Genomic DNA, 11,711 nt, shown 5'->3' on the forward strand with positions numbered 1-11,711 from the left:
TCCCTCGCGACACGGGCAGGCAGGGAGCGGCTGGCGATCCACCTATTGTCGCGTGTTCCGGGAAGGTGGGCAAAACCGCGGGCAGCGGCGGATCGCGACGCACGACGTGCGATGGCGGGCCGCATGATCGGGCGCCGGCATCGCGCACCACGCGGGACGGGTCAGGCAGCCGGGTGCCCCTTCGCTGGCCGCGAACATCGTGCCGGCCCTCTTCTTGTCTCCGGGTCATCGCGACGCCTTCGCGCGAAGCGGCCCCCGGGCCTGGTCGACGCGGCCGCGGAATGCGCGCACGCCCCGCGGACGGAGGCGTGCGCCGCGTGCGATCGATCGCGACCCGGCTGCCGCGCCGTCACGAAAGATCAACGTCACATTCACACCGTAGCCTTGCGGGCAAGCGACGTGGCACCGACCAGGCCTGCACAGCACGGGCCGCCTGCCGCTGCGCGCTACTCCCTACGACACGAGACCTACATGACGCACCACACCAGGCGCGGACGCGCCCATATGCCCCGATCCACGCAACTGAGCCGGACCATCCGCTGCCTGCTGGTCGCGGGCCTGGCCTCGGCGCCCTTCCATGCCTCGGCCCAGGATGGCGCGGCGGCCGGCGTGGATGCCACGGTGCTGGACGCGGTGCGCGTGAGCGGCAGCTACAGCCGCAGCCTGGACCGCGCGGTGGACCTCAAGCGCGACAACGTCGGTTTCTCCGATTCCATCGTCGCCACCGACGTGGTGGATTTTCCAGAACAGAACCTCGCCGAGGCGTTGCAGCGGATGCCGGGCGTGACCATCGAACGCAACAAGGGGCTGGGCACCGCGGTCAACGTGCGCGGCCTGCCGTCCGAGTACACCCACGTCTCCATCAACGACCTCGCCACCGCCTCCGGCAGCGGCGGGCGCGACGTCGAGTTCGACATCTTCGCCTCCGAGATCATCCAGCAGGTGACGGTGCAGAAGTCGCCCACCGCGGCGCTGGAGGAAGGCGGCATCGCCGGGTCGGTGCAGATCTCCACGGCCCGGCCGTTCGACTACAGCGAGCGCAAGCTGGTCTTCGCGGCCGAAGGCGCGCACAACTCGATCTCCGGCGAGACCGACCCCAAGGTCTCGTTCCTCGCGAGCGACACCTGGGGCGACTGGGGCGCGCTGGTGTCGTTCTCCAGGGCGACGCGGACCAACCGCACCGACTCGAACTCGGGCATCAACTTCCGTCCCTCGTCGCGCTTCCTGGGCGCCTCGGGTACCCGCGGCGAGCAAGCAGAGGCGGTGCTGGAGCGCGACACCGGCGTGGTCGTCGACGACCGCAGCGACGCCGACGAGACCAACCTGATCGTGTTCCAGGACAAGGTGGGCGACCGCGTCCACCTCAACGACCAGGACAAGTGGGGCGCCACCGCATCGCTGCAGTACAAGCCGGGCAACCGGTTCAGCCTGACCTTCGATGCGATGGTCGGCGGCTACGACACCACCGAGGACGAGTACGACGCCGCCGCCTACTCCGCCTCCAGCCGCAGTACGTTCGAGACCATCCACGAGTACGACGACACCACCCTGGCCGAGCATGGCATCGTGGTGCTGCGCGACGTGTCCTACACCGCCACCCAGCACGAGTTCCTGAGCAAGGAACGCATCAGCGAGAACGACTATGGCCAGTACAGCGTGGCGCTGGACTGGAAGGACGACAGCTGGAACATCGATGCCCTGCTGGGCTACTCGGGTGCGGAGAAGCGGCTCGACTACGCCAACCTCAAGCACGTCGCCTACGCGCCTTCGCGCTCGCGCTGGACCGGTACCGGCGGGGAAACCATCCCCAGCGCCGATCCGGCCACGATCGACATGTACGACGCGCCGGAGCGCTACCTGTTCGAGGCCTACGAGACCACGCTGGAGCAGATCACCGACGACAAGTACGCCGCGCAGGCGAACGCGCGCAAGACCCTGGACCTGGGCTTCTTTCCCGCGCTGCACGCGGTGCAGTTCGGTGCGCGCCACACCGACAAGTCGAAGGAGCGCCAGCGCGGCGCGCTCAACATCCACGGGCCGGGACCGGGCGACACCTCGTGGGCCAACACCCGCACCCTGGCCGACAGCGAGTTGCAGTCGGTGGACGGACTCGTCCCCGGCGGGCGCTATCGCGCGCGGAACCTGGACTGGGCGCAGATCTCCAACGACTACGCGCGGGGCACCTTCCGCTACGCCGGTTTCGTCACGCCGTTCCAGGAGGGCGAGTACTACCGCGTGGACGAGGAGGCGACCAGCCTGTACGCGATGGCCGACTTCGCGTTCGACCTGGGCGCGGTCCCGGTGTCCCTCAACGCCGGCGTGCGCTACGTGGACACCTCGGTGGTCTCGTTCGGCTACCACCCGATCCAGAACCCGGACGGCACGCCCGGCTTCACCGAGGACCCGGTGTCGCAGGACGGCGGGTACTCGAACCTGCTGCCGTCGCTCAACATGACGGCCGAACTGTCCGAAGGCCTGCTGCTGCGCGCGGCCGCGTCCGAAACCCTGATGCGCCCGGCGCTGACCGACCTGGCCTACAAGCGCACCGCCAGCTGGAGCTCGTTCCGCTTCACCGACGGCAACCCGAACCTCGAGCCCACCCTGGCCGAACAGTGGGAAGTCGGCGTGGAGAAGTACCTCGACAACGGCGGGCTGCTGGCGGCCTCGTACTTCCAGAAGACGATCGAGGGCGTGGTGATCAACGCCCTGACCGGCGTGGTCCCCGACGTCGCCGTGTACAACGCCAACGGCACGCTCAACGGCTACTACGATTTCGATGTCTACCAGCCGGTGAACGCCAGCGGCTCCTACGATGTCGATGGCTTCGAGCTGATCGCGCACCTGCCGCTGGAGGTGCTGCACCCCGCGCTGGAAGGTTTCGGCATCAACGCCAACTACACCGCGTTGAGCAGCTCGCTGGCCGGAGAATCGTCGCTGGGCATCCGCACGCCGATGCCGGGGCTGGCCGAGAAGACCTACAACCTCACCCTGTACTACGACAGCGACCGTTTCGACGCGCGCGTGTCCTACAACCACAAGGGCGAGTACGTCGAGGGCCTGGGCTACAACATGTATCCGATCTGGCGCGACGCCTATGGCCAGACCGACATCTCGATCGGCTATCGACTGGCCGACAACGTCAAGCTCAGCCTGAAGGGCATCAACATCACCGACGAGGCGACGACCGGCTACACCATGGATCCGTCGTTCCCGACCATGTACGAACTGTCGGGTCGCCGGGTCAGCCTGGGAGTGCGGGTCGATTTCTGAGCCGGTCTCCGGTTGCGGCCACGGCATGGTGACGGGGACGGCAGTGCTTCGCTGCGCCCTGGCCGCACTCGTGCTCGCGCTGGCGGCCTGCGCCACCAGCCGTGGCGATCGTCCCGCCCAGGGCGTGCGGGACGGGACGTCGGTGCCCATGCATGCCCCGGTCCGTATCGCGTTCATGCCCGACGTCCATTTCCACGACGTCTATGCCGGGTTCGAGGACGGATCCTTTCCGGGCGTCGCCAACCCCGCGAACGGCCGCCACGCGACCATCCGCACCATGCAGGCGCAGTTGACGTCCACCCGGCTGTTCAACGAGAACTACTTCGCGTTCCTGGCCGCGCTGGACGACGCCGTGGCCCGCGGCGTGAGGATCATCGCCCTGCCCGGGGACTTCTCCGACGACGGCCAGCCGGTGCACATGCGGGGGCTGGTCGCGATCCTCGACGACTACGCGGCCAGGCACGGCATCGAGTTCCTGGCCGCGCCCGGCAACCACGATCCGGTGCGCCCGTTCGACCGTCCCGGCGGCAAGCGCGACTACCTCGGCGTGGATCCCGTCACCGGCGAGGCGGGCGTCGCGCAGGCGATCTACAGCCGCGGCGGCAACGACGACTGCAGCGCTTCATACGCCGGCGACTGGGCGAAGGTGGGCACAAGCATCTGCAGCGAGGAGGTGCGCACCCTGGGCTACGCCGGCATCACCGCGATGCTGGCGCGGCACGGCTTCATGCCCAGTCCGCAGTACCGCTATTACGAAACGCCCTACAGCAGCTACGCCTACGGCGATTACCGTTACCCGACCGCCTTGCGGCAGGCCGACTGGACCCGCCGCCGTCACGAGATCTGCCGCGAGGGCGCAGGCGGTCCCGACAGGCGGGACGGACACACCTTCTGCACGATGGTCGCCGACGCTTCGTACCTGGTGGAGCCGGTGGAGGGCGTCTGGCTGGTCGCGCTGGATGCCAACGTCTACGTGCCCACGGGTCCGGGCGACGACGATTTCACCGGCTCGGGCAACCATGGCTACAACGCGATGTTGAGCCACAAGCCGCACGTGATCGAGTGGCTGCGCGACGTGGTGGCCCGCGGCGAGCGCCTGGGCAAGCAGGTGATCGCGTTCAGTCATTTCCCGATGGCCGAGTTCTACGACGGCGCCTCGGACGACATCGAACGCCTGCTGGGCGCGAACGCGATGCAGCTGCAGCGCCGTCCCGCGGAAGACACCACCCGCGCGCTGGCCGCCACCGGCCTGAAGGTGCACGTGGGCGGGCACATGCACTTCAACGACATGGCCGTCCGCACCTACGGCGACGACGCCACGCTGTTCAACATCCAGGCGCCCTCCCTCGCCGCGCACGTCCCCGCCTACAAGCTGATGACGCTGCATGGCGCCGGCCAGCTGGAGATCGAGACCGTGCGCCTGGACCGGGTGCCGCGATTCGACGAGCTGTTCGACCTGTATCGCGCGGAGCACGCCCATGCCGCACCCGCGCAGTGGGACCTGTCGATCCTGGATGCCGCGAACTATGGCGACTTCACCCGTCGCTATCTCGACGAACTGGTCCGCCTTCGCCTGCTGGACGACGACTGGCGCTGCGAGATGCGCGAGCTGGTCAGGAGTCCTTTGACGGGCGCCGACCTGATGGTGCTGTCGCAACTGCAGACGAATGTGACGCTCGGGCAACTGGCGAACGCGCCCGCTCGCGGCGGGCTTGCGGCGGCATTGTTCGATTGCCTCGCCGGTGCGGGCGACGAGCGCTCCGGGGAGGCGTTCGCGGAAGACCTGCGGCAGGCCGAGGCCCGGGCCCGCGCACTGGTGCGGGCCCAAGGCCTGCGGCTGGAGGATTTCGCCCGATGGCAGGCGATGGACCTGGCGGTCGACTTCGTCCGCCTGGCCCGTGCCGGCGACCTGGCCTTCGCGGAAGTCGACGTCGAGCGCGCGAACCACTACGTGACGCTCGCGCATGCCTTGCAGCAGTCCGATGCGGACCTGTCGATGGACGGCGACCGCGTCGGCGACGCCAACACCCTCGGCGAGCTGTTCCAGGCACGATTCAAGCCGCTGATGGCCATCCTGCTCGAGCTCGCCGCAGGCGCGCCGTCCGACCATGTGCGGCTGGATCTCGACAACAACCGGCTGATCGACCTGTCGCACACGCCGTCGCCTTTGCGCCGGCTGCCCGGGGACCGGGGCGCGACGGGCCGACCGTAACCGGCCCGACACGAGCGCGCGTGCAGGTGTGCCAGCGGTTGCGATGCACTTCGTCGCCCAGAAAAAACAATCCCCGCCGGAGCGGGGATTGCGGGTGTACGGCGTCACGGCGTCGAGTCCCGAAGGGTCGGGCGGCCCTACGATCCGAAGACAAGCGGATCGTCGATGCCCGACCCGCCAGGCGACCGGTTCCTACTGCACGGTGAACTCGCTGGTGTTGACCACCGTGCCGTCCAGCGACACCTCGACCCGGTACTTGCCCGGTGGCCAGCCGTCGGGCTTGCTGATGTGGAAGTCGGTGACCTGCGGACCGGGGGCGATGTCCTTGGTTTCCTCGGCCACCGTCTGGCTGCTGTCGAGATGGGTCCACTTCGCGGTCAACCGGCCGGCGCCGGCGCCGTCGGTCGCGACCGATGCGTGGATGGTGTCCCCGGCGGAAAACGTCGTCAGCGGCGTGGCGATGGTGTTGTTGGCGTCGATCGCGTTGCCCAGGGTGACCGAGGCGGTGCTCGCGGGCGCGGCCGGCGGCGGCATCGGCGCCGGTGCCGGTGCGGTCTCGACCGGTGCGGCGGGCGGCACGGGGGCGGGTTCGTCCTTCTTGCAGCCGATCAGGGCCACGCTGCCGATGGCGGCGGCGAGCAGGGCCTGCGACAGACGGGTGCGGTTCATGGCGGTGTCCTCGAATGATGGGCTTGGTGGTGCGGCCTGTCTCAGGCCGCGGACGGATCGTCGGGCGTGCCGTCGCCGTCGGTGTCGATCGCCGGCAGGCGGATCACCTGGCCCGGGAAGATGCGGTCCGGGTCCTCGATCTCGGTGCGGTTGGCTTCGTGGATCCGGCGCCAGTACTTCGCCTTGCCGTAGAAGCGCTGCGCGATCGCGGACAGGGTGTCGCCCTTCTCGATCGTGTAGGTGCGCGCGTCGCCACCGCTGCCGGGCACGGTGTCGGCACCGCTGACCACGTTGGAAAAGTCGGGCCTGGCGCCGGCCAGGGTACCGCCGGTGCTGCCGCCGCCACCGCCCGTGGGCTTGGTGTTGGCGCCGCTCTGGACGTTGGAGAAATCGGGCTTCTTGTCGCTGCTCATTGGGAGGCTCCTCCCTGGGGACGATGCGGCAGCGAAAGTGGCACGGACTGCGTTAAGAAACCATCGCGACCGCCGCGGGGCGGTTCGGATCACTGGCGCAGGTCGCGCCGTGGCGCCGGGGGCGCGATCCCCGGGGTCGCGCGCCAGGGGTTGATGTCGAGTCCGCCGCGGCGGGTGTAGCGCGCCTCCACCGACAGCGCATCCGGCCGGCAACGCGCGCGCAGGTCGACGAAGATGCGTTCGACGCATTGCTCGTGGAAGCCGGCGTGCTCGCGGAACGAGACCAGGTAACGCAGCAGCGCCGCGCGATCGACGCGCGGTCCGCGGTAGGCGATGGCCACGCTGGCCCAGTCGGGCTGGCCGGTGACCGGGCAGTTCGATTTCAGCAGGTCGCTGCGCAGGGTTTCGGCGACGTCGTCGTGGGCATCCGCATGCAGCAGCCCCGGGTCGGGCGGGCCGTAGGTCTCGATGGCCAGATCGAGCCCGTCGATGCAGATCGCCTCGTCGGTGGCCTCACCCCCGCATGGCGGCAGGCCGAACCCGACGCCGACCGCCGCGCCTGCGGACCGCGACAGGTCCTCGGCGACGCGGCTGCGCACCGCCTCGGCGCTGTCGAAGCGCGTCGCATTGAGCGAGTTGAGGTAAAGCTTGAGCGATTTCGATTCGACCAGGTACGGCGAGGTGGCCGGCACCGTGAGCGTCGCGGTCGCGACCAGCGGCTTGCCGCACGCATCCAGCCACGACAGTTCGTACGCATGCCAGCGGTCGTGGCCGACGAACGGCAGCGCATCGGCGATCCCGAGTTCGCCGCGCGCCGGCGCGCGCGGGATCGCGAACAGCAGCGACGGGTCGTAGTGCGCGGGGTAGGCGACTTCGCGGCCGAGGAGGGAGTGTTCGGGGGTGGGCATGGGGGCATTCTAGGGGAGAGCGTGCAGCGAGGGTCCGGCGTCATGGGCGCCGCAGGCGGACGGAAGCGGTTGGTTTTCCTCGACCAACGCCACGCGCGCCCAGTCGGCACTACTGCACGTAAACCAGATAGTCCGTCACCCCCGGATCCACCCCCAGCTGGTGCATCAGCGTCGTCACCTGCCCGCGATGATGGGTCTGATGGTTGAACAGGTGCGTGGCCGCGATCCACGCAGGGTGTTCACGCTGCTGGCCGTTGGAGGTGCGGTAGCGCATCGTCGCCGCGAGCAGCTCGTCGGACAGTGCGTCGGCCCAGCGCACGATGACGGCGTCGGTCTCGCGGCGCTGCGCATGCAGGTCGTCGAATCCGGCATACAGCTCGTGGCGCAGCGAGGGAAACGTGTGCACGACGGCGGCACCGGCCAGCGACGGCGTCGCGGGAAACGCGGTGGCGAAACGGCCGAGCCAGATGCGGTCGGCGAGCAGGATGTGGTTCAGGGTGGCATGGATCGAGCCGAAGAACGCGCCCATGTCGCGCTTGCGCCGTTCGTCGTCCAGCCCCGACAGCCGGTCGAACAGGTTGCGGTTGAACTCCAGGTTGTACTTCGCGAAACCCCGGAACTGGTCCTGATGGGCGCCCATCCAGCCTCCGATGCGAGGTCGCCATGTGGTATGGAACCCACAAGGATAGTCCAGACTCGCGCACCACCGGCGCGGGCGTGCAGTCGCGTGCGGGTGAGTGCGACCAGGGGCGCCGGCGCGGCGCGTCGGCGTCGCGGACCCCCCGGCGCTGGCAGCGGGTCTGCGTCAGGGGCCGGGAGGCGCCGGGCGTCCGGGATCCCGGACGCGCGCCGACCCGGGCGCCGCCGCCCCCGATCGGCAGCGTGCGAAAGAAAGCAACGCTATCTTCTGAACCCCGGACAGGCGTCTTTGATGGTTTCCCGGATTGCGCACACTGGCCAGGCCATACCGGGAGGGCGGATGCGCAGCAAACTGTTCGTGCCGGGCATCCGCCCGGACCTGTTCGCCAAGGCATGCGCCGGTCAGGCCGACGCGGTGTCGTTCGACCTCGAGGACGCGGTGCCGCCGGCGCGCAAGGCCGACGCGCGCCGCGCGGTGGCCGCGTTCCTGGCCGCCCATCCCGTGGCGGAACGTGGCAAGCGGATCGTTGTGAGGGTCAATCCGGCGGAGACCCCGCCCTTCGAGGCGGACCTGGCGGCGATCCTGCCGCTGGCCGTCGACCTGGTGAACCTGCCGCGCGTCGAGTCCGCGCAGGAGGTGTTCGCCGCGGTCGCGACGATGGAGCGCCTGGAAAGGGAGCTGGAACTGGTGCCGAACACGCGTCTGCTGCTCAACATCGAGACGCCGAGGGGCTTGCGGTGCGCGGCGGGCATCGCCACCGCGCACCCGCGCATCGCGGGTCTGCAACTGGGCCTGGGCGACCTGTTCGAGCCGTTCGGCATCCGCCGCGACATGTCCACGCATGTGCACGCGGCGATGTTCCAGCTGGCGATGGCCGCGGCAGAGGCCGGGGTGTTCGCGTGCGATGGCGCGCACCCCGACTACACCGACAGCGAGGCGTTCGAGCGCGAGGCGGCGATGTCGCGCGCGCTGGGTTTCGTCGGCAAGAGCTGCATCCACCCGCAGCAGGTGGCGTGGGCGAACCGGATGTTCGCCACGACGGGGCAGGAGCTGGCCTGGGCGCGTCGCGTGGTCGCCGCGGCGCAGGTGGCCGAAGCCGCGGGCACGACGGTATTCACTGTCGATGGGCGGATGGTGGATCCCCCCTACCTGCGCCGTGCGCAACGCCTGCTGGCGGACGGCGGGCCGGAATCGTGACACGCGGATGCGGGCGCCCCCGCCATGTCGGCGGCTGGCGGTGGTTGGTCCTGTTGCTGTTGCCGGTCATGCTGTCGCCGGCATGGGCCGACGGCCTGGTGTCCGTGCAACAGCATGCGTTTCCCGCATTGCCCGAGGGCGCCGATGCGCGCACCCTGGTGGTGGTTGGCGGCCGACCGGTGGTGTCGGGACGCGGCCGGGCGTGGGCGCTCGATGCGGCCGGCGCCGCGTGGCGCCCGGCGACGGTACCCGATGGCGGCGACGGACTGCGGCCCGCCGCGACCACCGACGCTGGCGCGCAGGCGTGGCGGCTGTGGGACGACGACGACGGCCTGCAGCGCATCGAGGCCCTCGCCTGGCAGGACGATGTCCTGCGGTCGACGCCGCTGGACCCGCCGCCGATCGCGATGCGACAGGCGCGTGCCGCGGTGCTCGCCGGCGCGCTGTATGTCGCCGGTGTCGACCGCCAGGGCGAACCGCAACTGTGGTCGTTGCCCCTCGACAGCGCGCGCGCCACGTGGCGGTCGCATGGCGGTTGGCCCGGCCAGGGCATCGCCGCGTCGCTAGTCACGCAGAAGTTCGCGCTGTACCTGGCCACCGATGCGGGCGAACTGTGGCAATGGGCTCCGGTGGACGGCTGGACGGCGCGCGGCCGGCTCCCGGCCGCGCTCGCCGCGGACGGGACCAAGCCGATCGGGCAGGCACACATCCTGTTCCTGCTGCGCGCATCGGGGATGCCGGATGGCGTGGAGCCCCGCCTGTTCCACACCATCACCGGCGCCTGGGCGCCTTTGCCGGCCACCGTCCCCGCCGACGCGCATGCGCTGGCGACATGGCGCAACGGCTGGCTGTGGAGTGGTCGCGACAACGTGGTGCGCGAGGCCCGGATCACCTCCGGCAAGCACCTGCTGGCGTGGCTGGACTGGCTGGTGATCGCGGTCTACCTCGCCGGTGTAATGGGCATCGGCGTGTACTTCTACCGCAAGGACCAGACCGCGTCCGGCTCGGACTTCTTCGTCGGCGGCCGCAGCATTCCGTTCTGGGTGGCGGGCGTCAGCCTGTACGCCACCAACACCAGTTCGATCAGCTTCATCGCGATTCCCGCCAAGGCCTACGAGACCAACTGGCAGTACATGACCAACAACCTGGTCGCGGTGCTGGGGCTGATGTTCGTCGCGGTGTGGATCGTCCCGTTGCTGCGCCGGCTGGACCTGATGAGCGTGTTCTCCTACCTGGAGACGCGTTTCCATCCGGCGATCCGCATGCTGGCCAGCGCCCTGGCCATCGCGATGCAGGTCGGCAGCCGCCTGAGCGTGATCCTGTTCCTGCCGGCGCTGGCGATCGCCACGATCACCGGCATCGACGTTGTCTGGAGCATCCTGATCATGGGCGTGTTCACCATCGCCTACACCGCGATGGGCGGCATGCGCGCGGTGGTGTGGACCGACTTCGTGCAGGTGTTCGTGAAGATGGGCGGCGCGCTGTTCGCCATCGGCTTCATCGTCTGGTCGCTGGGCGGGGAGTTCGACGCCGTGCGCGAGGCCGTGGTCGACGAACGCAAGACGCAGCTGCTGGACTTCAGCTTCGACCTGACCAAGGCCACGGTCTGGGGCTTCATCTTCCTGGTGGTGTTCGACGTGGTGCTGACCTTTCCCAAGGACCAGGTGCTGATGCAACGCACGCTGTCCACCAGTTCTGACAAGGAGGCGGGCCGTTCGATCTGGATCTTCGCGGCGATGATGATCCCCGGTGGCTTCATCTTCTACGGCATCGGGACCGCGTTGTGGATGTACTACCGCAACAACCCGGAACGCCTGGACCCGCTGCTGCCGATCGACGCGACCTTCCCGTTGTTCATCGCCGCGGAACTGCCGATGGGCGTGACCGGCCTGATCATCGCCGGCATCTTCGCCGCGGCGATGTCGACGCTGTCGAGCATCATCAACAGCGTCGCAACACTGCTGTCGGTGGACTTCTACGGCAAGCTCGCGCGCAACCCCACCGACAGGGGCGGCGTGCGCTTCGCCGAATGGATGACGGTGGTCGTCGGGCTGGTCGGCATCGGACTGGCGCTGCTGCTGTCGCGCTACGACATCCACTCGCTGTTCGACGTGTCGATCGAGCTGGCCGGGCTGCTCGGCGGCGGGTTCGCGGGCGCTTACACGCTGGGCATGTTCACCCGACGCGCCAACTCGCCCGGGGTCGCCATCGGCGTCGCCAGCAGCATCGCGTTGACCTTGCTGGCATGGTCGTTCGACCTGGTGCATCCGTACTTCTACCTCGGCATCTCGATCATGCTGTGCATCGTGATCGGCTACCTGGCCAGCCTGTTCTTCCCGCCGCCGACGCGGTCGCTGGCGGGAATGACCATCCACACCCGCGTGCCGGCATGAGCGCCCCGG

Annotated in this window: 8 protein-coding genes; 4 read left to right on the plus strand and 4 right to left on the minus strand. The window is 69.3% G+C overall.

Features of this window, described 5'->3' with window-relative positions; all coding sequences use genetic code 11:
- The first annotated feature begins 504 nt into the window (after positions 1-504).
- Positions 505-3,270: a TonB-dependent receptor gene (locus JMO03_RS17260; protein WP_238346285.1), complete on the plus strand. Its 2,766-nt coding sequence runs from the start codon at positions 505-507 to the stop codon at positions 3,268-3,270.
- 43 nt (positions 3,271-3,313) lie between these two features.
- Entirely contained in the window at positions 3,314-5,482 is a 2,169-nt protein-coding gene (locus JMO03_RS17265; RefSeq protein WP_202844994.1) for a metallophosphoesterase, read from the plus strand.
- A 192-nt stretch (positions 5,483-5,674) separates the two neighbouring features.
- Here JMO03_RS17265 and JMO03_RS17270 read toward each other — a convergent pair whose 3' ends face one another.
- The 4 genes from JMO03_RS17270 to JMO03_RS17285 all read right to left on the minus strand — a co-directional run bounded on the left by JMO03_RS17270 (position 5,675) and on the right by JMO03_RS17285 (position 8,112).
- Entirely contained in the window at positions 5,675-6,151 is a 477-nt protein-coding gene (locus JMO03_RS17270) for a hypothetical protein (RefSeq protein ID WP_202844995.1), read from the minus strand.
- A 41-nt stretch (positions 6,152-6,192) separates the two neighbouring features.
- On the minus strand, positions 6,193-6,564 hold the full coding sequence (locus tag JMO03_RS17275) for a LysM peptidoglycan-binding domain-containing protein (protein WP_202844996.1): 372 nt from the start codon (positions 6,562-6,564) through the stop codon (positions 6,193-6,195).
- 89 nt (positions 6,565-6,653) lie between these two features.
- Entirely contained in the window at positions 6,654-7,472 is an 819-nt protein-coding gene (queF, locus tag JMO03_RS17280) for an NADPH-dependent 7-cyano-7-deazaguanine reductase QueF (RefSeq protein ID WP_202844997.1), read from the minus strand.
- A gap of 109 nt (positions 7,473-7,581) precedes the next feature.
- Positions 7,582-8,112: a DinB family protein gene (locus JMO03_RS17285; RefSeq protein ID WP_202844998.1), complete on the minus strand. Its 531-nt coding sequence runs from the start codon at positions 8,110-8,112 to the stop codon at positions 7,582-7,584.
- 339 nt (positions 8,113-8,451) lie between these two features.
- On the opposite strand from JMO03_RS17285, the gene JMO03_RS17290 reads away from it, so the two are divergent.
- Together JMO03_RS17290 and JMO03_RS17295 are read left to right on the plus strand one after the other, a co-directional pair.
- Positions 8,452-9,309, plus strand: coding sequence for an HpcH/HpaI aldolase/citrate lyase family protein (locus JMO03_RS17290; protein ID WP_202844999.1), 858 nt, complete (start codon positions 8,452-8,454; stop codon positions 9,307-9,309).
- Between the two features lie 44 nt (positions 9,310-9,353).
- Positions 9,354-11,702 carry a sodium:solute symporter family protein gene (locus tag JMO03_RS17295; RefSeq protein ID WP_238346286.1) on the plus strand — a complete coding sequence of 783 codons (2,349 nt, stop codon included), beginning with the start codon at positions 9,354-9,356 and terminating at the stop codon, positions 11,700-11,702.
- Positions 11,703-11,711 lie beyond the last annotated feature (9 nt).

Origin of the sequence: Luteimonas saliphila, assembly GCF_016774335.1 — a bacterium.
Classification (GTDB): Bacteria; Pseudomonadota; Gammaproteobacteria; order Xanthomonadales; family Xanthomonadaceae; genus Luteimonas; species Luteimonas saliphila.

Excerpts from the sequence above, each read along its gene's own strand:
- JMO03_RS17260 (WP_238346285.1), top strand. The coding sequence starts at position 505 with ATGCCCCGATCCACGCAACTGAGCCGGACCATCCGCTGCCTGCTGGTC.
- JMO03_RS17285 (WP_202844998.1), bottom strand. The coding sequence starts at position 8,112 with ATGGGCGCCCATCAGGACCAGTTCCGGGGTTTCGCGAAGTACAACCTG.
- JMO03_RS17270 (WP_202844995.1), bottom strand. The coding sequence starts at position 6,151 with ATGAACCGCACCCGTCTGTCGCAGGCCCTGCTCGCCGCCGCCATCGGC.
- queF (WP_202844997.1), bottom strand. The coding sequence starts at position 7,472 with ATGCCCACCCCCGAACACTCCCTCCTCGGCCGCGAAGTCGCCTACCCC.
- JMO03_RS17275 (WP_202844996.1), bottom strand. The coding sequence starts at position 6,564 with ATGAGCAGCGACAAGAAGCCCGATTTCTCCAACGTCCAGAGCGGCGCC.
- JMO03_RS17290 (WP_202844999.1), top strand. The coding sequence starts at position 8,452 with ATGCGCAGCAAACTGTTCGTGCCGGGCATCCGCCCGGACCTGTTCGCC.